Consider the following 26202-nt stretch of genomic DNA (forward strand, 5'->3'; position numbering starts at 1 on the left):
GTCCTTCCTCCGATCAAGACTTCTTTTGAGTAACAAGCAGGTTGGTTAAATAATCGTGACTTGCACGCATCTCACGACTATCATTTTGGTCAGCCAAATCAATTTCGTAAATATTGATTGCTTTAGGATTAACGACCTTCATGACCCGTCGCCAATCAATCTTGCCCTTACCTAGTTCCAGACTGTCATGATATTGACCCATAGAGTCCACAAAGTGATAGTGGACCGTCTGCGGTGCTAATCGCGCAACACTTTTAACCAATTTATCGTTATCACCATGCAACACAATAAAGCCGTGGCTGATATCATAGCATAGCCGATAGTGGTGTGCGATGACGGTCTCTTCAACATCCTCATCACCATAGTCAAAGGTTGGTGAAATTGAATTTTCAAACATCACGTGGTTGCCGCCCATCTTCTGAAAGTAATCCAGCCGGGTAAAAATCACTTTCCGCGCCGCTTTGAAATTCCCATAGGAATTAACCACGCTTTCTTTGTCTGAGTAACCGCCGTGAATCAGCACCTGGACGTTTAGTTTGATGGCCAATTCGATTAGCGCCTCGGCGCTGCTCATCATAAACTGATAGCCAACGGGGTCTTTCAGAGCCGATACGGCCACTTCATTATGATGGTGATCATAAGCCATTGGATGATGGATCACGATATGTTTAATGCCAACTGACTGAACATACTTGATCATCTCTTCCAAGTGAGTCAGTCCGTTTTTGGTCATATCGTGTTCATCCGTATAGAATTCAAACACTGACGGGTGGTATTGCAGCCGCTCGTTAGTTTGTTCTAATGATGTACTTGCTTTTAAGCCTAAACTTGGCAGCATTTTATCACCTCATCTTTATTTTATCGCATCGTCCAAGCAAGCTTGAAGCGAAAAAGGTACCAAGTAAAAAATTAATTTTTACCTAGTACCTTTTATTCTAAGGATCCTATGCCGCAACCTCAACTTAGGCGTTTAGCTTTCCTTAACTTGCTTACTTAAGACGTTTCTTAAAGCCTAATAATCCAAACAGATTCAACAACGTTAAACCTAATACTGTCAACCAGGTTGCTGGACTTTCACTGGTTTGCGGTAATTTATTTTGTGCGGTAACTTGATTCTTATCGGTCACATGCTGCGCCATTTGATCCGCCGTTTTTGGTTTCGTAACGTCACCAGTTTGACGAACTGCACCTAAAATGGCGTTTTGAGGATTATTTTGATTAATCGGCCAAGTACCATTTTGAAGACTCTGCTCCGTATCAGTCTTGTCTACATACCGCGTCGCAACTTGCTTGTAATCTAACCCAGTCTGATTCAATACAGCTAATTTTGGATCCCCAGGAACAAATTCAGCTATCTCTCCACCCCCATTGAAGACTGGCTTGAATTTTTCTTCGTTAGTACCAATACTTGTCACTGCAACTTGCTGTGACAATGGTTCTCGTAAAGATTCGTCAGTTTCATTCGTCGGCAGACTAGCCGTAGTACTACCCATAGCTGGTGTTTCAATCAGTATTGGTAAGCTAGCCTTAATATCATCTGAACTAATCGTGAAGTTGGGGTTAGCTTCTTGGAGCGCCTTTAATCCTTGATTGCTCAAGGTCATGGTATACGTACAATTTCCCGTATTCACACGAATAAAATCAGCCGTCGTCCAATTAGGTTGATTGATTTTCACTCCCGTATCAGTCGTAATCGTGACCACTTGCTGACCAAGAGTTTGATAACTGGCATCTACTAGAAATTTGAATTGCGGTTTCGTCGGCAAAATCGTCAACTGTCCATCAACAGTTGTAACCGAGTAGTTTTGATTTTGATTCGCTGGTGCGTCAACCGTAATTTTGTACTTACCTGCTTCAGAATCAGTATTCAGTGCAGTTAGCGAGTAAACCGGCGTTACACCTTCACTAGGAACACCTGTAATCGTTGGTACCACTGAATCAACATAAGAACTACCATCATAATTTTTAGTTAATGTTGGGGCAGCAATTTTAATCGGCGCTGGCGTAATCTTAAAAGATCCTGGTGTGACGTTTTCCGCTGAAATAATGAAGTTAGGATTCTTGATCTGCAGATCCGACAGACCTTTGTCACTCAGTTTAACTGAATAGTCACCAATGTTAGCACTGCTAATACCACTTAGATCAAAGTCATCAGCAGACCATTCAGGCGTCTCTAAATCATTAGATACCGTAATATTAAGCTGATTTGTATTAACAGCAGTTGTCCCATCATAATTTTTGCTGGTATCACCAATGGAAATAACAGCCTTCTTACTAGGATTAACAGTAATTCTTCCAGAGACAGTTGTTATTTTATAATTGGCATTATTCGTACCCTCAATAAGCTGAACCGTTGTGGTGTATAGACCCGCATTGAGTAGGTCTCCATTCACAGCAATTTTGTAGCTTGGCGTCGCCGTTAAGCTGTCAGATGAAGTTGTAATATTTCCTGCAGGTACGGAAATCTGGGTGCCGGTATATTCCGTAATCAGGCTGGGAGCCGCAATTGTGATGGAAGCCGGTGTTATGACTAATGAACCCGTTTTAGAATCATCAAAAGAAACCAGATAATTCTGTGCTAAAGCGTGTTCGATTTCAGCCTTGCCGCTTTCAGTTAATTGAACATGATAAATACCAACGTTTTGAACGGCATCATCTTCATCCTGTTCTGCTGGCAAATACTCAATACCGCTTGCCTTAAGGTTATAATTACTACCATCTGGTAACTCAACAGTATACTTTGCGGGATCAATTAACTGTTCTTTGCCGGTATAAACCTCAGTATCTCGGCCGCTTAAACCTAGCGTGACTTCTTTCAGGTACGTCACAGGCACTGTAATACCCGTATCGCTAATTGGTACATTGATTGCGTCCTGCTGTTTAATTTCATAACCTGGTTGTGTCAGCGTTGCCGTATTCAACTGAGTGCCACCTGTTTGGCTAACAGTGACTGGCTGGAAATCGTTGATCCGAACGCCATTGCCATCAACTGGGATTACCGTTACGGCAACTGTTTTTGGTGTGTACTTAATTTGGATTGGCTTAGCATCGTCGGGCACCGTGTAAGTGTCGTTCGCTAGATTGTATCCCAGCACTGAAATCGGTGTAACTGCTGAACCAACGATTCCATTCGCGGTGACGAGTGCTAAATTAGCAATTGGTTGTCCGTTATCATCAACCGCCTGCATCGTATAGCTAACCTGCTTTTGATACTGAACCGTAAAGGTCTGTATTTGATGGGTTGGCGTGATACTCTGTTGGGAAGTAACATAACCCAAAGTACTGTAATCTGGTGTTTCAACAACGGAACCATCCTTAACGTAGCCACTCACCTGAACAACCCCTGGCACATTAGTAATCGGTACATTATTTGCGTCAACCGGAGTAATTCTATAAGGTACTAATGACTGTTTAAGGTGATAGTTCACTGTAATTGGTGAATTAGTGGTTGAGTCAGCGGCGTTATCAGCCGTAAACTCACCATTAACTGCGGCTTCATCAGGAGTAAAACTATCCAATAACGGTGATACTTGCGAATAGGCTTGGCCAACCACACCGGATAACGTTACTGCCTTGGGATTCGAATCGGCCCCGGTGTAATTAATTGTTACTGAAGCCGGTTTCCCGGTGTAATTAACAACGTGTAAGTTAGCACCCCTATCCGCTGAGAAGACGCCTTTAATTGTCGTTTGGTCGGCTGTATAGCCCGGAATATCAGGAACCTGTATTTGAAATTGTTTACCGAATTGTCCCGTTACCGTTGGTGCTTGGTACGTGCTAGCAGTTGCTGAGTCCAACCCCGCGTACTGAACCGTAACCTCCACGGTGATTGGCGTATAGTCGACAGTCACCGTAACAGGTTCTTCCTGATTCTGGTATATGCCAGTAACAGTGGTCACGTCAGGCGTGTACCCTTTAACCGTTGGTGAAACAATGGTATAGGCTTCGCCAATCTTGCCGTGTTCCACTTGTTCAGGCAGATTTTGACCATCAGGTAAATTGTAATTAACCTTCAATGTCTGAGTGTTAGACACGTACTTTAACTGATAATCATCGACACCGGGTAACGTCACTAAGGGGTCCTGCCCGGCAATCAGTTGATATCCCTCTTGACTATAGTCAGGAGCAGCAATGATTGCCCCCGTCTTTGAAATTCCACTATTTTGACTTAAACCGACAATGGCAACGCCATTCTCGTCAACAGGCGTGATCGTGTAGCTATTATCGTTTGCGGTAAAAGTAACGGTTTCTTCTGAACCGCCTCGACTACTATAGGTCCCGGTCAAAACAGTTTTGTCAGGAGTATAACCAACAACCTCAGGAACATCGATTGAATAGATGCCATCCGTTACGCCGATTTGCGTAAATGCTGGCAAATCTTTTGGCAACCCAGTGAAATAAACCGTTAGTTTAGACGCGTTTGGCGTGTATCGAACATTAATTGTCGGCGTCGTAGCCGAAACAGCGGGTACTATCTCACCATTTGGCTGTACGGTGTAACCCTCATAACTTGGGTAATCAACTTTATCGCCCGTTTTGCCTTCAACCTGCTGAACTTCTAACGATTGGATTGGCTTTTGCTGACCATCAACCGGTTGCACCTTGTAACGCTTAGTGTCAGCAGTATAGTGAACCACAAAAGCCCCATTTTCAGTAGTAGCCGGTCCAAATACACCAGCAATACTTGATTGATCTGCGGTATAGCCAGTAACCACTGGCGTGTCGACTTGATAATCCTCTCCCGTTGTACCTGAGATGGTTTTAGCATTCGGATTAGTTGGTAATCCCTCATAATTCACGGTCACTTGATACGTGTTAGCTGTGTAATGCACTTGATAGCTATCCTTACCGCCCTGGGTAATTGGCAGCGTCTGATTCGTAGCTAGACTATAGCCAGCGTACGTAGCTGGATTGATTGGCGTCTCAGTTACACTGCTTTCAGTAGTCTTAGGCAGCGCTGCAATAACGTTACCAGCATCATCAACAGGAATAATTTGATAGCTGTTGCTGCTGGCAGAGTACGACACAACTAATTGTTGATCCGCATCCGTATAGACGCCTTGGATAGAGCTCAGATCAGCCTTATACCCGGGGATAACTGGTGTGTCGATCGTGTAAGTTTCGCCAAACCGGCCACTGATATTGACCTTTCCAAGCGAACCAGTCGGTCCTGCGTAGTTGATCACTAACTGTGTAACGTTGGCTGAATAATTAGCCTTGATCACACTACCGTCTAAATCAGGGGCAATGATGCCGCTATTTGTAGCGGTATAGCCGGTTAAAAGCGGCGCTGAAACTTGTTCCCCAATCATTGAAGTCATTTGTTTTGGTGCAGCAATACTGTTCCCTTGAGCGTCCACTGGCTGAATGGTGTAATTCACTTGATTGGTATAATAAACGTTGATGCTATTGCTTTGATCATTTTGCATGGACGCGTTCGTAATCGTCAATGAGTTAGTTCCTGCATTGGACACCGCTTTGACGAATTGATAACCCTTAATTACACGTGGTGCAAAGGTGCTGGTATTTAAATCAGTGATTTTATCAATACCAATCGAACTACCAAAATTAACATTGGTAACGTCAGGTGCATGCAGAACCGTTTTGCCATCTTGACTCAGGTAATTAATCTGAACTGGCACGTGACTTATTGAAGCATTAAAGGCATTTTGACCATCAATATTTTCAATTGTGACGGTTCTTTGATTAACGGCATCGCCAACTGCTCCAATCGCCGCAATTGACACTGACTGGTCTAATGAGATAGACGGTCGATCACTGAACCACGGTGCATTTCTTTGTATAGTTGCCATCGTTTGAATCAGCTTGGTTCTAGCTTCATCCTCATAAGTAGAATAGGTAAGAAAACCTGTGACCTGGTGATTAACGACACCCGTCTGCGGCGTCCAGGACAGTGTTACATATTCCGTAAGCGGCACCTTTAGACCCGGATTTTGGTCTGAATACCAAATCGGTGTATCTTTAGATAAGACACCCGCATTAGTCGTTTGACGCACCGTTAGTTGGTTCCATGGTGTATCACCATCAGCACCAATATAACCATCCCGACCAATAAAGGTAACGTTCTGCTGGCCTGCAATACCAAGGTTAGCAGAAGGATCGCTGCCCGCACCAACACCGGCATTCTGCGGGTCAACTGGCTGTATAATAAAGCCCAGTCCACCGCCACCACTTTCGGTCACTTTATCACTGGCATTTTCTGTGTTAAACGTGGCGTTAATAGTAAATGGTTTACTGGTATCAATTTGGTTTTTAAAGACTAATGTACCAGCAGTTGTGCGCTGATTTGTCGGTACTAATGTCACACCACTATCTTTAATGGTGTTAGTTATATCCGATGCGGTTATTTCGCCCGTTGGAGATTTGACGGCCTGTTCTGCTTCAAAGTTAGCTTGAACATCGTTAGCGTTGGATACGGAGACCTTAGTTTTATCATCAGTTGAAACACTGCCATCTTCATTTAAATTAGCTGAATTGATCTTATTTAAGTTCGCAGTCGTAAGCTGATTGCTATCAGGTTGATTAACGGCTGCTGTAACTGGTTTTACCGCGGCTTTAGATGTCGCTTGTACTGCAGTGTCAGTCGCTGTTTGCGTGTGTGCGACGGCCGGTGCCGGTGGTGTGGTTGCGTCTACTGTACTTGGCTGTTCGCCGTCAGTGCTGCTATTGGTCTGACCGCTTAAGTTACTTGCCGCTTGGTTAACAACTGTATCCTTGCTTGCAGTGTCCGCTTTAGCCGTCATTACTGGCGCAACCCAAAGAGCACCTGATAACAGGACAATCGCAGCAAATGACCAAGCACCCCCACTTTTATACATTTTATAGTGTTCTTTATGATCCGTAATGGCTTTATTTAACTGTTTTTCTTGTCGTTTAGTCATATTTAAATCGTGCCTCCATCCAATGACCCAATAAAAGTTGCTAATCGAATTCAAGATGATAATCGAATGATTGATCATCTTCGAAGCACGAATAACATCGTTTACCTGTTCTTAAACTAATTTAGTGTGTAATCGAAAAGAACAGCCAATACGATAGAAATAAAAACTCATGACTACCTGATTTAAAAGGATGGTCATGGGTTGTCTTTTGCTAGCGCAGACTATTATCTTTTATAATTAAATTTAAAACTTATTTCTGGAACATCATATCACTTATAGAATAAAATGCACGTTTACTATTACACAAAGTTGCTCACTTTTTTAACTATTTTGCAACACTTTTATTCTGTTAACGGTATCATTACTGATAGCGCAACTTATACGTTTTCCTAAGATTGTAATAATTTAATTTAAAAACTTTTTAAAATTCTTAACTAAACGTCAATAGTTCTAAACGGATTTGCCAATACAAAAAGCACATTTGCCAGTTCATTGACTGACAAATGTGCTTTTTAAACGACTAAAAGTTTATTGATCCGATTTACGTTTCTTAAATCCTAGCATCCCCAATAAACTCATGAGCGCTACACCTAGGACTGCAAGCCACGATGATTGTGTCTCATCAGTTTGCGGTAAGTGTTTGACTCCAGCAGCCATTGATACACGAGTGTTTGCTGATTGCCGTTCGAGTTTCACCCTATTTTGATAAGAAGCACGTGATTCATATGAAACATTACCTGATACAGCAGTACCAGACCTTGTGTAATTACTGCTCTGTTTAGTCTCTTGCACGCCACCTTCAGCACCTTGTTTAGACACCTTGGCGGTTGAATGCTTGTTTGAACTTTGACCGTGCGTTGAGGCAGAACCATCCTGACTCGAAACAACCAATTCTGCACCTTCTGGGGCAGACTTGATGATCTCTTTGGCTTGATCAAGCTCCTGGGCAGCCGGAATCCGCAACGTTATTAACTGTCCAATAGTTGAGCTACCGCGTTGATCTGACCGGTAGAATACCGGCTCAGCAACTGCTTGCTTAAACTTTGGACTTTCTGTCTTAGGCGAATCTGATTGTGTCACAACAATTGGTCGCGGCAAAATCTGATAGTTGTTCGAAACAGTTGTGATTTCGTAATTAGAATTCAGCTTAGGATCAGCAATGATGCTGACCAAGTGAGTTCCGACACTACCGCTGTTACCATAATTAACCTGATAAACAACTGAGGAACCATTTACTGGTCGACCAGTAACCTGTCCAGCAGCTGTGCCTGAATAAGGTTGACCGTCGTCATCCTTCGAAAGGCCACCAGGCGCGGTAATTGTAATTGGCGCCTTGGTAATCGTTAGTTGACCTGGAGTGATATCGTCAACGCTAATGACGTAATTGAGATTAGCTGCCTGAAGCGCCGCTAAGCCAAACTGACTTAAGGTCACAGGGTAGTCACCCGCGTTTTCACTGGTGTCTTTCCGTTCAAAATCACCTGCTGACCATACTGGTGCTATCAGTTTATCTGGCAACGTTACGGTGTAGCCAGTCGGGTCGTCAGCTGCACCATCGTAAACCTTTGTTTGGCTGCCAACTTGGATTTGACCCAGGTCAGCTTTTGCCACGCTAACAGGTTCGATAACAAGTGCGCCGGGCGTTACCTTTGTTGGGTCCGCTTCAACAACGTCATTGAGGTTTGCTTGCTGTAACTTCTTCCAACCAGCCTTACTCAAGGTCACTAGATACGTGCCAACGGTATCAGGCGTACCCGAAATTACAAAGTCTGCGGGTGTCCACTCCGGTTGAATAAGGTCCGCCCCGGTGATGGTCACTGGATAAACCTGATTATCAGTTGGTTTACCACTATAAAGTTGATAACAAGCATCAATCATAACCCGGAATTGCGGTGTGATTGGCGTGATTGTTAACTGCCCCGCTGTGGTTGAAATGGTGTAATTGGAATTATCCTTTGCCGAGAAATTAACGGTAATTGAATAATGTCCTGCATTCACATCATCGTTTAGCGCTGTCAGGGTATAAACCGGCGCAACTCCTTTTGCGGGTACGCCATTGATAACAGGTGTCATTGAACCGGTATATGGATAACCGTCGTATTGTTTAGTCAGATTTGGTGCAGCAATCGAAATTGGTGCTGGTGTGATCACTAACAACCCATTTTGAATCGACTGTGCATCAAACTGGTAGTTCTTGTTAACTGCTTGGAATTTTGCGAGACCCAAAGCGTTCAAGGTAACCACGTGCTGACCAGCATTTTGACCATCGCTAACCGTCGTGAAGTCATCAGCAGTGAAGGTCGGAATGTTAAATTCAGAATAATCGCTTGGTGCCAAAACTTGATACGTTGTTGGATCCGTGGCGGTATCGCCATCATAGACCTTAGTAGCACCCTGAACGACTACGAAATCATCAGCCTGATGATTATCAGTTGGATCGTCGGTATTAGCTGGCGAGCCAGCTGAATTAACAGTGGCCTGACCCAATGTTTGTGGTGTAATCGTCAGCGAACCATCAACGTAAGTAATGGCGTAGTTCGAAGTATCACCAGAAGCGCTTGCTTGAATACCGTAAGTCCCAGCATTGACATTCTGGCTGATATCAGTCAGTTTGAAGCTTGGACTGGTGGCATTTACCGGCATACCACTGATTTTAGCCGAATAATCTCCAGCATACGCCACACCATCATAAGTTTGGCTGATAGTTGGTGCAATCACCGTAAGTGATGCAGGATTAATTGTCAATTGACCAGCTGTAACATTACCGGCGTTAAAGCTGTAGTTAGTGTTAGCGGCATTTAATTTTTGAATCCCTTTGTCGCTCAACGCCACATCATACGAACCAACATTTTGACTGTCATCTGACAATTCAAAATCATCCGCCGACCAGCTATCAGGCGCGGAAACTCTTGCTGGCAAGGTTACAGCGTACCTTTGAGGATCTGTCTTCTCATTATTATCGTAAGTCTTACTTGCCGAACCAATTTGAATAGGAGCCTCGGTGTTCTTAGTCACGGTGAACGTACTTGGAACCACTGTAATGTCGTAGTTGGGATTGTCAGCCGTATCAGTAACATTTACTGAGTAGGTGCCCGCGTTAACAGCATTTTCAAGTGAGGACAAATGATAGTTAACAGTTGCGCCATTATCTGGCTTGCCCGTAACCGTAGCAGTACTATCGTTTAGAACATACCCACTACCATCATACATTTTGGTCAAACCTTGGGGTACCGCAATGGTAACAGCTGCTTTTTTAATGGTTAACTGGCCCTTGGCGGTTTGAATATCATAGTTCTGGTTGACCGAGGACGCTGAATCAACAGCGACATCAATCTCGTAATCACCAGCGTTAATATACTGGCTTAAATCAGTTAAACCATAAACGACTTGTTGATCACCGACTTGACCCGTGACCGTTCCCGTCAAATCAGCACCAGTATAAGCATTACCATCATAAATCTTTGATAGTGCTGGCGCGCTGATGGTTACGGCCTTTCGCGTAATGCTCAACAAACCGCTACCGATACTCTTCGCTGGAATGACATAGTTCGGATTAGCATCCTGTAATTTCTGAATCCCACTATCTGTCAAGGTCACATCATAGTTGCCAACGTTTTGACTAGCAGCTGAAGTCGTATTGAAATACGCCGTAGTAAGATTTGCTGGCATCACAAAGTTTGGATTATTCGCTGCGTCTGGTGCACTTAGAGTGAATGCAGGCACGTCGCTAGCATCATCGTCGTACGTCTTGGTAGCGTCACTAATAGTGATTGCGTTATCCGCTAATGCTTTGGCCGAGACAGTGAATTTACCAGCCACTGTTGTAATTTCGTAGTTGGAGTTAGCAGCTGCATCAGCCGTTATCGTGATTGGCGCATCAATAACAGTGTCAACATTCTTGGGTACACTCACGGTATAAATTAATGGCGTACCTGACTGAGTGGTATTGGAAACTTCAGCTGTTCCTTGTTTATTATAAGAACTGCCATCATAAACCTTGTGCACATCGTTTGCTGCAATGGTTACTGGTCGCTTAGTAATGTGAAGTTGACCGCTGCTAATACTATCAGCAGTAATCGCATAATTGGTGTTAGCTTGGCTGAGTTTCTCAATACCAGCTTGAGTTAATTTAACGGCATAGTTACCAACATTTTGACTAGTGATGCCAGTAGTATCAAAATCTTCAGCCGCTAAATTAGCGGGAATAACAAATTCAGGATACTCGTCTGAAACAGTCAAACCATAAGTCTTAGGATCAGTATTAGCATCACCATCGTAGACCTTAGTAATTGAATCAACTGAAATCGTACCAGCCATAACTTGTTCAGGGGTGATAGTGAAATGCCCAGTTGATACCTTTGAAGCTGCCAGCGTGTAGTTTGGCATTTGCTGGTTAACCTCATCGACACCCGATTGGTTCAAACTAATAGTGTAGGTACCAACATTTTGACTAAAGCCATCGCCGTTATTTGCCATGAGATTAAAGTCTGAACTAGGTAACGTTAATTGATCGCCAGTTGATAATTGCAGCGCGTAATTTTGCGGATCCTCGGCACTGTTATTATCATAAACTTTTGTCTGATTCTGAATTGTAACTGTTAAGTCTGCTTTGTTGATTGTCAACAAACCAGGCTGATAAGTGACAGCGTAATTGCCAGCATTCTGGCTGGAAGCTGTCAGTGTGTATGTGCCTGCATTCGTATCGCCACTAATATCCGTCAGAACAAATGTCGGTTTAACCCCATTTTCTGGTAGACCATCAATTGCAACCTGATACTCACCTGAATAAGCCTTGCCATCATAAGTCTTAGAAATAGTTGGTGCAGTCACCATAATTGGTGCAGGCGTAATGGTTAATTTACCATTAATTGTCTTAATATTGTAGTTCAGATTATCTGCTGAATCGACAAGCACTTTAATGGTATAACCTTCATCGTTCACGTTAGTAGCGGCATTAGCCGTTACCGTGTATTTCAAATCCGAACCGTTGACTGGTTTACCACTAACATTTTCTTCTAGGTTGGCATCATCGTATGCTTCGCCGCTATAAACCATGCTTTCATCCTTAGCAGTAATCGTGACGTTGGCTTTGCTGATAGTGAACGTATCACCAGTCACTTTTGCTGATTGAATATCGTAGTTCGGGTTAGCAGCCTTCAGGTCTTGAAGACCTTTGTCACTCAAAGTAACGGTATAAGTACCAGCGTTAACTGGAGCTACAAGACTATAATCAGCGACACTCCAGTCGCTAGGTGTTTGTACGCCATCTGGCAGCGTCAGCGTGTACTGAGCAGCAACGCCATCATAAGTCTTATCTCTACTCGTAACGCCAAGCGTTAAGCCATCTTTCTGAGTAATTTGGAAGTTGCCGGCAGTGACGTTCTGACGAGTAATGGTGTAGTTCTTGTTAATTGCTTGTAAATCATTGATTCCTTTATCACTTAAACTGATCTGATAATCACCAACATTGGCACTGGTAACCCCGCTGAAATCAAAATCATCGGTATTCCAAGCGGGTACCTTCATATCAGTTGGCAGGTTGAGGGCTAGGGAGGTGGTGGCTACCGCTTTGGTCCCATCGTACGCTTTTGATCCGTTATTGATTTGTACTTTGGCGTTGGTATCTGGTGTGATATTTAAGTTACCGGCAGTTACATTGCTACCGGTGATCCTGTAGTTTTTATTTACAGCCTGTAGTGCTTTAACACCGGTATCACTGAGCTTAATCGAATAACTGCCAACGTTGGCACTATCGATTCCACTGAAATCAAAATCATCAGCGTTTAAGCTTGGAATCGTCATGTCAGTTGGACCGGTCACCTTAAAGTTGCTGGCAGCCACATTAGTGGTCCCATCATAAACTTTAGGATCCGCACTGATTTGAACAGTAGCGGTTGTATTTGGTGTGACTGATAACTTTCCTTCAACCGTTGTAATCACGTAGTTTCCATTACCCGTAGTTGGCAATTCAACTGTCGTAACGTAATCGCCAACATTTGATTTGGCGTTACTACTAATAGTATAAGCCACTGCTGTGCCAACAGCGCCGTCTTGAACCGTCACTGTTTCTTTCGGTAAGACTGGAGTTTGACCGTTGTAGGTCACACTTTCGCTGGGTGCGGTGATGGTAATGTGCGCTGGAGTGACGTTTAGGTTACCAGCGGTCACATTGCCGCCAGTAATTGTGTAGTTCTTGTTAGCACTTTGCAGTGCGTTAATGCCAGCTTCACTAAGCTTTACGGAATACTGCCCCGCATCACTCTTGATACCACTGAAATCAAAATCCTCAGCAGTTAATGTTGGAATAACCATATCGGCTGGTCCAGTCACCTTAAAGTCAGTGGCAGCAACAGTCGTGGTGCCATCATAAACTTTGTTGGCATCACTTAATGTCACTTTAGCACTGGCATTCGGCGTAACTGTCACCGCGCCGTTAACCGCTGCAATCGCGTAGTTCTTGTTGCCACCACTTGGTAAATTAACTTTTGTGGTATAACCACCAACACCTGCAGCAACATCACTCTTGATAGTGTATGCCACTGATGTACCGATTTGACCGTCTTGAACCGTGATGGTTTCTTTTGGTAAGACCGGTACTTGACCGTTGTAAACCACGGTTTCGCTAGGTGCGGTAATAGTAATGTGAGCCGGCGTAACATTTAAAGTACCGGCTGTCACATTAGCACTACTGATTGTGTAGTTCTTATTTGCATTTTGAAGTGCTACAATCCCAGTCTCACTAAGTTTAATTGAATAATTGCCCACGTTAGCGCTGGTGATCCCGCTCAAATCGAAATCTTCTGCGGTAAACGTCGGCACTGTCATATCAACTGGTCCAGTCACTGTGAAGTCCGTGACGTCCACGTTAGTGCTGCCATCATAGACCTTGGGCCTAGCAGTGATCTCAACAACAGCAGTTGTATTTGGTGTGACAGACAGTTTCCCATCAGTGGTGGTAATTACGTAATTCGAATTCCCATCAGTGGGTAAGTTAACTTTCGTGGTGTAATCACCAACACTTGCTTTGGCATCACTAATAATTGTATATGCCACTGGTGTACCAACCTTGCCGTCTTGAATCGACACTGTTTCTTTCGGTAAGACTGGAACCTGACCATTGTAGGTCACGGTTTCGCTAGGTGCAGTTATGGTAATGTGTGCTCTCATAATATTCAGATTACCGGCGGTCACATTACTGCTAGTAATCGTGTAGTTGTTATTAGCACTTTGTAGTGCGTCAATACCAGCTTCACTAAGTTTTACTGAATACTGTCCCACATTGGCACTCTTAATTCCACTGAAGTCGAAATCATCAGCGGTCAATGTTGGAATGACCATATCAGTTGGTCCAGTCACCTTAAAGCTGGTGGCAGCAACATTCGTAGTACCATCGTAAATTTTATTGGCATCACTAAGTGTTATCTCAGCACTCGTATTCGGCGTAACTGTCACCGTACCGTTAACCTTTGTAATGGCATAGTTTTCGTTACCAGTAGTCGGCAACTCAACATTCGTATAATATCCACCTGCATCAGCTTTCACATTATTGCTGATTGTATAAGCTACCGGTGTGCCAATGGCGCCGTCTTGAACCGTTACTGTTTCTTTCGGTAAGACTGGAACCTGACCATTGTAGGTCACGGTTTCGCTAGGCGCAGTTATAGTAATGTGAGCTGGTGTGATATTTAAGTTGCCGGCAGTCACATTGGCACTGGTGATTGTGTAGTTAGCATTGGCACTTTGCAGTGCATTAACGCCAACTTCACTGAGTTTTACTGAATACTGTCCCACATTGGCGCTCTTAATTCCACTGAAATCAAAATCGTTAGCGGTCAATATTGGAATTGTCATATCAGCTGGTCCAGTCACTTTAAAACCGGTAGGAGCAACATTCGTAGTACCATCGTAAACTTTATTACCCGTACTAATTAGTACTTTCCCAGTTGCATTCGGCGTGATGACCAAATCACCGCCAGTCACATTGCTGCTAGTGATTGTGTAATTTGTATTCACACTTTGTAATGCTGCAATTCCTGCATCACTGAGTTTAACCGCATAACTGCCTACATTGGCACTGGTAATGCCACTGAAATCAAAATCGTCATCAGTCAACGTTGGAACAGTGATACCAGTTGAACCCGTTACCTGAAACAGTGTAGCAGCCACATTCGTACTGCCATCATAAGTCTTCGTACCATTGCCAATTGCAACTCTTGCGGTAGTATTTGGCGTTATTGCAAAATTACCCACTGTCACATTGGCTCTTGTTATGGCATAGTTTGGATTAACTTTTTGAAGATCTGCAATTCCTTGATTGCTTAGTGTCATTGAATAGTTGTTGCCAACATTCGCACTAGTGATACCACTAAAGTCAAAGTCGCTGGCGTTCCAGGTTGGTTCAATCATACCTGCCGATAATCCAACTTTGTATTGAGAATCAGCAACTTTGGTTGTCCCATCGTATGTTTTACGGTCATTACCAACCTTGATTACTGCATCGGCATTTGGCGTGATAAACAACTGGCCAGAAACGGTCGTAATATCGTAATTTGGATTATCCGTTGCGCTTGCATTTACCGTAATAGGATAACCGACCGCACTTGCATCGGCGACACCATTAGCACTCAAGGCATAAACTAGCTTGTCACCTTTTGCAGGCAACGGTGCTATCACTTCCGCTTTCAGTGTGGCATCATCATAAGTCTTACCAGTGTATGCTGTCGTAACATTGTCAGCTTTAATGGTCACTGGTGCTTTTGTAATCACAAACAGGCCACTCTGCACGTCGGTAGCATCAAACTGATAATTGGGGTTGGCTGCTTGTAAATCTTGAAGTCCTTTATCACTCAGTTTAACTTCATAATTACCCGCGTTTTGACTAATTGAACTGATGTCAAAATCGTTATCACTCAGAGTAGAAATCTTAAAATCAGTGTATTGACTAGGTACGAGTACATTAAAGGTTATGGGATCCGTTGATGTATCACCGTCGTAAACCTTCGTTGCACCTTGAACCACAATCGAAGTTGCTAACTGTGAGTTTTGAGCTGGATCAGAAACATTCACAGGAACCTTTGCCGTGTTCGCAGTTGGCACCGTTAATACCGCTGGCGTAATCGTGAACGTAGCATTGTCTTCAACAGTTACCGCGTAGTTTTGTGATAACGAATCGCTGATTGCTTGTTTGGCCGCATCCGTCAATTGAACGTTATAAGTACCTACATTTTTGGCAACCGTACTAGTAGAACCACTCGACACGATTTGCAGATCACTTGCCGATAACGCATAACTCGTTCCATCTGGTAAATTAACTTTATAATTTTCTGAATCAGGGGTCTGAATGGCACCAGTGTAGTTTTCGCTTTCTGAACCGGTTAGCTGAGCAGGAAACATCTTTAAATACGTCACCGGAACGATCAGCTGACCGTCTTGAATTGGCACTGAAACATTTAAATTATCATTGGATTTAAGCTGATAACCACTGTATTGAGGTGGGGTAACATTAATAACAGTTCCACCAAGCGGTTTATTCGAAACTAACCACTTACCAAGGCCACTAATAACTTGTCCGTTACCATCTACAGGCACCAGGGCGATGCTGACCGGTTTAACTTTGTATTGAATACTGAGTGTGCCGCCAGCGTCAGGCACTGTATACGTCGTGGCTGGATTTGCCAACTCATAACCAGCTTCAATAGGTGGCGTCACCTTGGAGCCAACAGTTGCTGTGGTTGTAATTGGCGACAAGGTGCTGATAGCGACATTATCCACATCAACTGGTTGAATCGTGTAGGAAACCTGCTTCAAATAAGTGACTGTGATAATTTTGTTAACGGCTTTTGATACTTCAGCCGTTGTCTTATCAGTAATGTAGCCTTGATCACTAAAATCAGGCACTTGCACGGTCTTACCATCGGAAGTTCCTACCGTTGTAGTACTCAGTGCACTAATTGAATGGCCGCTCGCATCCACTGGTTGAATGATATAAGTATTAGCACTAGTTACATATTTAACTGAAATCTGTGCATGATTGTCGACAACATCCGCCGCAGTAAACATCGCGCTAACCGTTGCTTGATCTGGAGTGTAATCCTTCACCGTTGGACTGTCCTGGGTATAAGAACCGCCAACAATCCCTGTTAAAGTTACAGATGAGGGCGCAGTTGCACCGTTACCAGCAATACTGTATACAATTGTCACACTTGCTGGCTGCCCAGTATAAGTAACGACGTGCATGTTACTTGCGCTATCTGCACCATAAGTACCAGTAATTGTAACTTCTTTTGTAGTGTATCCAGCAACATTAGTAACCGGAATACTAAACGATTCACCGTAATTTCCAGTCTGAGTAATAGCAGTGTAATGTGCAGCTGAATCTGGATCCAACCCCGCTGCAGCAATCGTCACTGTTTCTTTCAATGGTGTATAAGTTACCTTGAAGGAAGACTCGCCACCCATAGCATAGACACCACTCACAACCGGAATATCAGGTGTATAACCCGTGATTGTTGGAGAAACAAAGTTATAACTATCCCCAACTTTAACGGTCTGTGTTTGAGCGGGTGCCAAATTAGCTTCTGTAGCTGGAAGGCCAGTGTAATTCACTGTAATTTTCTGCGTATCGGCTTGATACTTGACCTGGTAATTAGTAACACCGGGCTGAGTCACGATTGACTGACTGGCAACTAATTCGTAGCCTTCAGTACTATAATCAGGCATCTCAATCTGCGCATCAGTCTTGGTACTTGCGCTAACGGTGCTTAACCCAGCAATTGGATGGCCGTCCGCATCAACTGGTGTGATGGTGTAACTGTTATTGTTAGGCGTGTAAGTTACTGTTTGTGTACCGCTACCAGTATTACTATAAATTCCAGTCACAACTGAGACATCAGGTGTATATCCGGCGACAGTCGGTACTGTAATTTTATAGCTCCCATCCGTGACTCCTTTAACAGTTGTAGTTTTAGCAGCTGTACTAGCGGCCGGCAAGCCATTATAGTTAACGGTCATAGATGACGCATTAGCCAAATATTTGACGTTGATCGTCGGTGTTGGGTGAGAAACCGCTGGCACCGTTTCGTTATTTGTTTGAACTGTGTAGCCATCATATTTGGGGTACTGAATCGTATCACCAGTTTTACCGTCAAATTGTTGCGGTGCCAAAGTGGCAATCGGAACGTTATTGCTGTCCACTGGTTGTACCTTGTAAACCTTTGTATCAGGAGTGTAATTAACTGTAAATGAATTGGCACTAGAATCCGAAAAAGTACCCGTAATAGTTGTTTTGTCAGGCGTGTAACCAGCGACGATTGGCGAATTAATCTGGTATGCAGTTCCAATCGTCCCTTCAGCATTACCAACAGGCTGTGGCATTGGCAAACCAACGTAAGTTACCTGCACATTGTATGGAATCGCTTGATAGCTTAATTGATAACTCGTCACACCACCCTGTGTTTTTGGTAAAGTCTTGCTATCGACTAATTTATAGCCGGTATAAGTTGGTGCAACAATTGGATCACCCGTCGTGCTAGATTCAGTCTGAACGGGTAACGTTGCGATGACGTTTTGATTTTCATCTACCGGAATTACTTGATAGCTATTGCTACTAGGTGTGTATTTAACGGTTAAAGCAGTATTGCCTTCCTTAGAAAAAGTACCTGATATGGCGGCTTGATCAGCAGTATATCCAGGAACAGTCGGTGAGGCAATCGTATAAGTACTGCCAATTGATCCGTTAACCGAATTTGATGGCAGACTCGTTGGCAATCCTTGATAGTTAACTGTGACACTACTTGCAACTGCAGAGTACGCAAGTTTTAGTGTAGTCCCATCAGTTAATGGTGCGGCTATAGTAGCAGTTGACGGCGTATATCCCGTATACGTCGGTGCAGTGATTGAATCGCCAATTTTAACCGTGCCTTGAGTTGGTGCTAGACCAGTGATATTTTGCCCCAAGGCGTTCACTGGCTGAATTGTGTAAGACACTTTATTTGTATAGTAAACGACAATGTTGTTGACGTTAGGGTTAGAAGTCAAAGCGTTTAATACGCTGTTGGAAACGGTAATGGTGTTAGTCCCATCGCTCGCTACAGCTTTAACGAACCGGTAACCATCGATCGTTCTCGGTGCAAACGTGTTGGTACTTAAATCAGTCGTTGAAGCAATCGTTAAACTGTCCCCAACGTTCACATTGGTTGTGTCAGCATCGTGAAGAGGTGTGGATCCATCTTGGTCAACGTATGTAATCTTGATGGGCATGGTGTTGACTTTAGCGGTAAAGCCACCTTCACTGGCATCGGTTGTACTTGCAACCTGAACACTCCGCTCATCTAATTCATTACCAGTCGCCCCAAAAGCAGCAATCGAAACGGATTGATTTAGCGTAATTGAATTTAATTTGCTAGTTGGAATATAAGTCGCTGAGCTAGTCGTCAGTGTTTGTACCTTTTGGGTCCGCACGGCATCTTTATAAGTGGTATAAGTTAAAGTTCCTGTCACCTTGTGGTCCACAACGCCAGACGTAGGTGTCCAAGTTAACGTTGCGTATTCCGTCAAAGGAATGTTGACATTCGATGGCGTAGCTGGTGTTGAACTGTTTGACCACGTTGGTGAGGTGGCAGTGAGGTGTCCCTGGTCATCCGTTTGGCGAATAGTCAAATTCGTCCAGTCGGTATCCGCTCTTGAGGGAGTGTCAGCGACATCTTTATACCCATCTCGACCAATGAAAGTTGTGTTAGGCTGCCCATAAATACCAATATCAACTGATGGATCACTACCCTCGCCAACCCCAGCGGCTTGCGGATCAACTGGTTGCAAAATAAACCCAATACCGCCACCGCCGCCTGCTGTTTGAGAAGTAAAACTTGCGTTAAAGGTAAAGGCCTTACTAGTATCAATCTGGTTTTTAAAAACTAACGTGCCAACCGTATTCCTGGTTTTTTCAGGTACCAACGTCACCCCACCATTACTGATGGTATTCGAAATATTTACAGGTGTTCCAACTTTGCCATCAACCTTGGAAATTCGTTCGGCTTTAAAATTATCCTGTACAGCTTGAACAGATGAAGTAGTTACATTCGTCATATCGGTTCGAGAAACGGTACCATCAGCGTTTAAATTAGCTGGGTTGGTACCGTTTAAGTTGGCTGTTGTGATTTTATTCTGCGTTGCGGTGGTTGTGCTGCCATTTGAACTGGTAGGTGTAGTTGCACTCGGCGTTGCAGTCTTAACCGTTTAAGCAACCTGATTAACCGCTGCTGTACCCGTAGTTGGTGCCTGATTAACACTAGTTGCTGTCGTTGCATTACTTGTGGAATCATCACCAGCGCTTTGCAGGGTGTTCGAATCATTCACAACCTGGTTTGTAGGCGTAGGCGTAGCCGCAGCATGGGCTGATACAACCGGCACAGTCCAGAAGACACCCGCAATCAATACGATGCAAGTAAACGCCCAAGCACTTCCATTTTTATACATTTTATAATGTTCTCTACGCTCTGTTGTTACTTTATTTAGCAGCATTTTTCGCCGTTTAGTCATGAATTAAATCTGCCTCCGTTGACTTGACAATCTACTAGTCATTACAAACCATAACGAGTCCCCCGATTCGTGCCTATAGTTTTAATAACAACTTTTTTCCGCTTATATATATCCTCTATAATCAAAGACAACGTTAGTTAAAAAATTAACTCACAGCACACACCTTAGGCAATGGCCATGAGTTATTTTAACTAACGCTGACTATATGAAACAAATTATTAATTGATTTCTTACTAATAATAGCACTTGTGTAATATATTACTAGCTGTCTAGGGATAGAAAGAGCTTTATACCGTATTTATTATTCTACTTCGTAAACAGGATTGTGTTACCAGCAACGTTTCTGCAGCGTTTCGTTCCACTAAAATTAGATATATTTTTTTAAATCATTTATCAAAGAACTTTATTAAAATAAGATTGTTTTCATTGTAAGCCTTTTATTATTTAGGGAAATCCTTTTTAAAAATGACCAACTACTAGTACTGATCAAATTGACCAATACTAGCAATTTTCTCCCGTTAACTCGCTGAACTAACAATTGAACTTTGTCGTATTTTTTGATACACTTTTGTGGTCGGCAACGGAATAAATGGAGGGAAGAATAACTATGCTCGTTTTTGATGACTATCCAGTTGGTGCCTCAGCTCTACGCATCGTCAACGCCCATGAATCACTCATCGATAAGGACATCCGTGCTTTAGGCTTGTACCCTGGGCAGGATACCATTTTAATTACGCTTGCTCGCAGCGGTCAACAGGCGCAAAACGCCTTGGCAGAAGCTATGCAGGTTGATCATTCGACCGTTGCAAAATCGGTTCGGCGTTTGGTAAACTCTGGGCTGGCCGAAACGAGTAAATCAGAGCAAGATAAACGAGTCACGCTGGTACAACTTACTTCTGCTGGCGCAAAACTTGCCAAGCAAGTCGAAGAAATTTGTGATGCTGCCGAAAGACAATCGATTGAAGGCCTAACTGACGAAGAACAAGCGATTTTCGTTAAAGTCGCTGATAAAATCTGTGCTAATTTAAAAGCTATGTAAACAATTAAAGACACCATCGTCTCTTTGGACGATGGTGTCTTTTTTGTACGGTTATGTTGTATTGCCTAATCAGGCTACTCCAAGCAGAAACTTGTACACCTTGTCTTAATTGGGTTTCGCTCGGCAAAGACTTGCACGTAAGGAACTTTCAACATAAACCCAAGTTCGGGGTTTACGTCGAAAGTTCCTTACGCTCCAGTCTCTAACCGCCTCGCTTCACACCTTGTCTTAATCAGGTTCCACTCGGCAAAGAGCTGCATGTAAGTCACTTCCGGCACAAATCCCAAGTTTGGGGATTTCTACCAAAAGCGCCTTACACTCCGCTCTCTAACCGCCTCGCTACACACCTAAATTAACGTCTCAATCGCCCCACAAATCCGCTTTGTTACAACCGGATTATCCATGGTGTACAGATGCACGCCATCAACACCTTCTGACAACAGATCCACAATTTGATCAATTGCATAAGCCGTTCCTGCATCCCTCATTGCCACTGGGTTGTCCTGGTAATGATTCATCATTTTTAAGAACTTCTGCGGCAGGCCAACACCGTTCATGGTTGCCATCCGTTTAATCTGGCGTTCATTAACCACTGACATGATTCCAGCTTGCACCGGAACGTTAATGTCCGCTAATTCGCAGCGTTCCAAAAATTGATAATAATGCTCATTTTCAAAGAAAAGTTGGGTAATTAACTGTGATACACCAGCATCAACCTTACACTTCAGGTTTTTAATATCATCTACGCTATCTTTGGCTTCTGGATGTACGTCTGGATAACACGCACCCAGGATATTAAAATCACCATCACGCTTAATTTCGCTAACTAAGTCACTGGCGTACTGGAAGTCTCCCTTAATCACGCCATCCTCTGGTAAATCCCCTCTAAGGGCCAGAATGTTTTCAATGTCAGAATCCTTCAATTCCGCCAAATATGATTTAACAGCTGCTTTTGTAAAGTTGATTCCTGGAATATGCGGTACCACTTCAATACCGTAATGTTGCTTAATGTAGCGACATAAGTCCAGAGTACCAGACTTATTGTCACTGCCACCGGCACCATAGGTCACACTTATATAAGCGGGTTTTAAGCTGGCTAACACATCGAGGTTGTCATAGAACCGCTCAATTGCTTTTTCACTAGCATTTGGTCGCGGTGGAAATATTTCAAACGAGATCACGGGTCTCTCTTTGAAACAATCAACGACCTTCATGTGCTAGTTCCTTGCGTACTTGCTTAGTTGCAGCAACGACGTTTTCCAGACTAGCTGTGGTTTCTGTTGTTCCCCGTGTCTTCAGTCCACAATCTGGGTTGATCCAGACATTCTGCAATGGTACCTTTTTCAAAATCTTATGAATCGTGCCGGCAACTTCATTTTCAGATGGAATCCGTGGTGAGTGAATATCGTACACACCAGGGCCAACGTGTGTCTTGAAATGAGACTTCTGAAGTGTATCCAGCAACGTTAAGTCCGCACGTGATGCTTCAAATGAAATAACATCAGCATCCATGTCATCGATGGCGTCAATAATGTCTCCGAATTCGCTGTAGCACATGTGAGTGTGAATCTGCGTCGTTGGTTGAACTTTGCTGCCGACCAAACGGAAGGCAGGAATTGCCCAGTCAAGGTAACGGCTGTACCAGTCGGACTTCCGCAATGGTAATTTTTCACGCAAAGCGGCTTCATCGATTTGGATAATCTTAATGCCATTCTTTTCTAGATCCAGCGCTTCTTCTTGAATGGCCAAGGCAATCTGCAAAGTGCTTTCCTTCTTAGAAATGTCCTCGCGAGGGAATGACCAATTCAGAATTGTAACGGGACCGGTCAGCATCCCCTTCATTGGCTTGTCAGTCAAACTCTGTGCGTAAACTGATTCAGCAACGGTAATTGGTGCGTTCCGGCTGACATCACCCCAGATTATTGGTGGCTTAACACAACGGGTACCGTATGATTGGACCCAAGCATTGCTGGTAAACAGGAAGCCATCCAGTTTTTCACCGAAGTATTCAACCATGTCGTTGCGTTCATATTCACCATGTACCAGTACATCCAAGCCAATCTTTTCTTGGAATTCAACACATTCTTTGATCTTATCGCGGTTAAATTGGTCGTACTGTTCCTTGGTAATTTCGCCACGCTTGTATTTTGCGCGGTTGCGACGAACTTCGCGAGTTTGTGGGAATGAACCAATCGTTGTGGTTGGTAATTCTGGCAGGTTAAATTCCTTCTTTTGAATGGCAGCCCGTTCAGCAAATGATGGTTTACGGTGGAAGTCACTTTCCTTTAATGAAGCGACTTTATCGATAATGGCTTGATTTTCTTCGTAACGAGGTTTAGCAAACAGTGCCTCATTGGTCTTCAAAGCATCATCACCTGTGCCACCTAAAATGTGATCTAAGTCGGTGAGTTCAGTTAATTTTTCCTTAGCAAATGCAAGGTACTTCTTGTATTTTTCGTCTAGTTGAGGCTCGTTTTCCAACGTATATGGCACATGGAGTAATGAACACGATGTACTTAAAACAACGTTGGTCTTAGGCAGCTTGTGGAGAATAGCTAACTTTTCGTCGTAGTTTGCCTTCCAAATATTTTTACCGTTAATGATCCCGGCGAATAAGACCTTGTCGTCAGGGAAGCCCTTTGACTGAACTAAGTTAAGGCTCTCGTCGCCTTCGTGGAAATCCAAACCAATTCCGTCAAAGTCTAATGAAGTTAATAGGTCGTAACTGTCACGTACATCACCAAAGTAAGTCTGAGCTAACACCTTCAGACCATGTTTGTTGCTCAATAGTGGCTTGTAAAGATCGGTGAACAGTTCCAGGTCGGCTTCCGTTTGATCCTTAACCAGCTGCGGTTCATCTAATTGAATCCAGTCAGCACCTAAGTCAGCTAACTTTTTAAAGATAGCTTCGTAAGCGTTAACCAGTGCTTGCGTGAAGTCAGTTGCCTGCTTCTTACCTTCAAAGGCCCCTAACCGTAATAAAGTGTATGGTCCAAGAATAACCGGACGAGTCTGGTAACCTTGGTCTTTAGCTTCTTGATATTCATCGAAGATCTTGGTACCGACCAACTTAATGTCCGTGTCATCTTCAAATTCAGGTACTAAGTAGTGGTAGTTCGTGTTGAACCACTTCTTCATGCTTAATGCGGTCACATCACCTTTGTCGCCTTGGTAACCACGGGCTTGAGCGAAGTATTCATCCAATGGTGACAGGTTTAATTCCTTGTAACGCTTTGGCACGATGTTCAACAAGTTAGCTGTATCGAGGGTAGTATCATAGTATGAAAAATCATTTGAAACCAGTTGGTCGATACCAGCCTTGCTGATTGTGTCCCAGTTTTGCTTGCGTAATTCTGCGGCAGTTTGTGCTAATTCTCGTGCACTGACTTCCTTCTTAAAATATTTCTGAACGGCAAATTTTAATTCACGATGACTGCCAATACGTGGGTAACCAATAATTGTTGTTGTCATAATTTAAAGTCTCCTTTTATTTATCATTTAATCTTGAGTGGGTTAATGGTTGATTGACAGGCACATGACCTGGCCATCAATGCCGTCACCAAGTAAGAAACTTGCAGTTGAAATTTTATTGCAATGTAAATAGTTGATTTTGGTCACTGTCGGTCTCTCTCCCTTCTGGATTTTTGATTAAGTGTTGTGCATTTAAGGTTATGTAGACTAATTGGGCTACTCCTGGCAGAGACTTGCACCTAAGGGACTTTCAACATAAACCCAAGCCCAGGGTTTACGTTAAAAGTCCCTTAGGCTCCAGTCTCTAACCGCCAAGTTTCGCACCTTACAAAAAACGCCCCCATCCTCGCATTTATGCGAAGATAAGGACGAATTTCCGTGTTACCACCTTAATTTGAAACCAACTCACGCTGATTTCCTCACCGGGTACCTTTTCGATACCTCCGTGCTGTAATGGGCACACCCATGATATTCTTACTTTCGCTCGAATACCCTGCTTAATCGAAGACCATCTTCGCACTCGCCCTTTACTGCTTTTCACCAGCCGCAGCTCTCTAGTTAAAGTTAGTAGCGTTACTCATCTTCTAATCACTTTTTTCATATCGTGACTTCGATGATAAACTCATTAGAGAAAAATGTCAACCACTAACCTTTTCTTAATTAAGCGAACGAATCTACTGGCGTTTAATTCATTTAAACTATACTTCACACATTTGCTATCCTATAATCAGATTAAATAATAATGAATGAAGGCTAATTATGAGAAGAACTGACCGTGAAATAACTGATGACGCTACCATGTGCGACATTATTGAAAAGGCCCACGTCATCAATCTAGGTATTTTAGATTTCCCTGCACCTTACGTGGTACCAACTAATTATGGTTATGAATTTACTGACAAGCACTTAACAATTTACATCCATGGCGCTTCTAAGGGGAAAAAACGCGGTCTCATTGCCGCTAATCCAGAAGTTTCCTTTAGTCTGGTTAATGACTGCGGCCTTGATAAACCAGAAGCGGGCAAACCGTTATACGATTTTAGTTATTTCTATCGCAGCATTTTAGGAACTGGAAAGGCCACCTTAATTTCTGATTTAACCGAGAAAGAACACGCCTTACGCTTAATTTTAAAACACGAAAATGGACAGGAGATGCCTGGTGAAATCGGTCAAGATATGCTGAAACGCGTGGGTGTCATCCGAATCGACGTCGATCAATACACGGGCAAGCAGCATAGCGCTGAATAATCAATG

At 43.4% G+C, this 26202-nt stretch carries 8 protein-coding genes; 2 read left to right on the forward strand and 6 right to left on the reverse strand.

Annotation, left to right across the window (positions count from 1 at the left end; all coding sequences use genetic code 11):
• Nucleotides 1-13: 13 nt before the first annotated feature.
• The 4 genes from JUE95_RS06640 to JUE95_RS06655 form a co-directional block, all read right to left on the reverse strand.
• The gene (locus JUE95_RS06640) at nt 14-838 is read right to left on the reverse strand and encodes a sugar phosphate isomerase/epimerase family protein (RefSeq protein WP_203650136.1); all 825 of its coding nucleotides are present in this window, start codon (nt 836-838) and stop codon (nt 14-16) included.
• A gap of 151 nt (nt 839-989) precedes the next feature.
• Nucleotides 990-6902: an MBG domain-containing protein gene (locus JUE95_RS06645; protein ID WP_203650138.1), complete on the reverse strand. Its 5913-nt coding sequence runs from the start codon at nt 6900-6902 to the stop codon at nt 990-992.
• A 528-nt stretch (nt 6903-7430) separates the two neighbouring features.
• On the reverse strand, nt 7431-19985 hold the full coding sequence (locus JUE95_RS06650) for an MBG domain-containing protein (RefSeq protein WP_203650140.1): 12555 nt from the start codon (nt 19983-19985) through the stop codon (nt 7431-7433).
• A 150-nt stretch (nt 19986-20135) separates the two neighbouring features.
• Complete coding sequence (locus JUE95_RS06655) at nt 20136-20438, reverse strand: KxYKxGKxW signal peptide domain-containing protein (protein ID WP_203650142.1); 303 nt, start codon at nt 20436-20438, stop codon at nt 20136-20138.
• A gap of 607 nt (nt 20439-21045) precedes the next feature.
• Between JUE95_RS06655 and JUE95_RS06660 the strand changes: the two genes are divergently transcribed.
• On the forward strand, nt 21046-21477 hold the full coding sequence (locus JUE95_RS06660; protein ID WP_203650144.1) for a MarR family winged helix-turn-helix transcriptional regulator: 432 nt from the start codon (nt 21046-21048) through the stop codon (nt 21475-21477).
• 347 nt (nt 21478-21824) lie between these two features.
• Here the strand turns inward: JUE95_RS06660 and metF are convergent, their stop codons facing one another.
• Together metF and metE are read right to left on the reverse strand one after the other, a co-directional pair.
• Complete coding sequence (metF, locus tag JUE95_RS06665; protein ID WP_203650145.1) at nt 21825-22691, reverse strand: methylenetetrahydrofolate reductase [NAD(P)H]; 867 nt, start codon at nt 22689-22691, stop codon at nt 21825-21827.
• On the reverse strand, nt 22678-24948 hold the full coding sequence (gene metE, locus JUE95_RS06670; protein WP_203650146.1) for a 5-methyltetrahydropteroyltriglutamate--homocysteine S-methyltransferase: 2271 nt from the start codon (nt 24946-24948) through the stop codon (nt 22678-22680). Before metE ends, metF begins: the two co-directional genes overlap by 14 nt.
• Nucleotides 24949-25707: 759 nt before the next feature.
• Between metE and JUE95_RS06675 the strand changes: the two genes are divergently transcribed.
• A complete protein-coding gene (locus tag JUE95_RS06675; RefSeq protein WP_203650147.1) occupies nt 25708-26196 on the forward strand; it encodes a pyridoxamine 5'-phosphate oxidase family protein in 489 nt (162 codons plus the stop codon).
• Nucleotides 26197-26202 lie beyond the last annotated feature (6 nt).

The sequence above is a fragment of the Secundilactobacillus yichangensis genome, assembly GCF_016861565.1.
In the GTDB taxonomy this organism is placed as follows: Bacteria; Bacillota; Bacilli; order Lactobacillales; family Lactobacillaceae; genus Secundilactobacillus; species Secundilactobacillus yichangensis.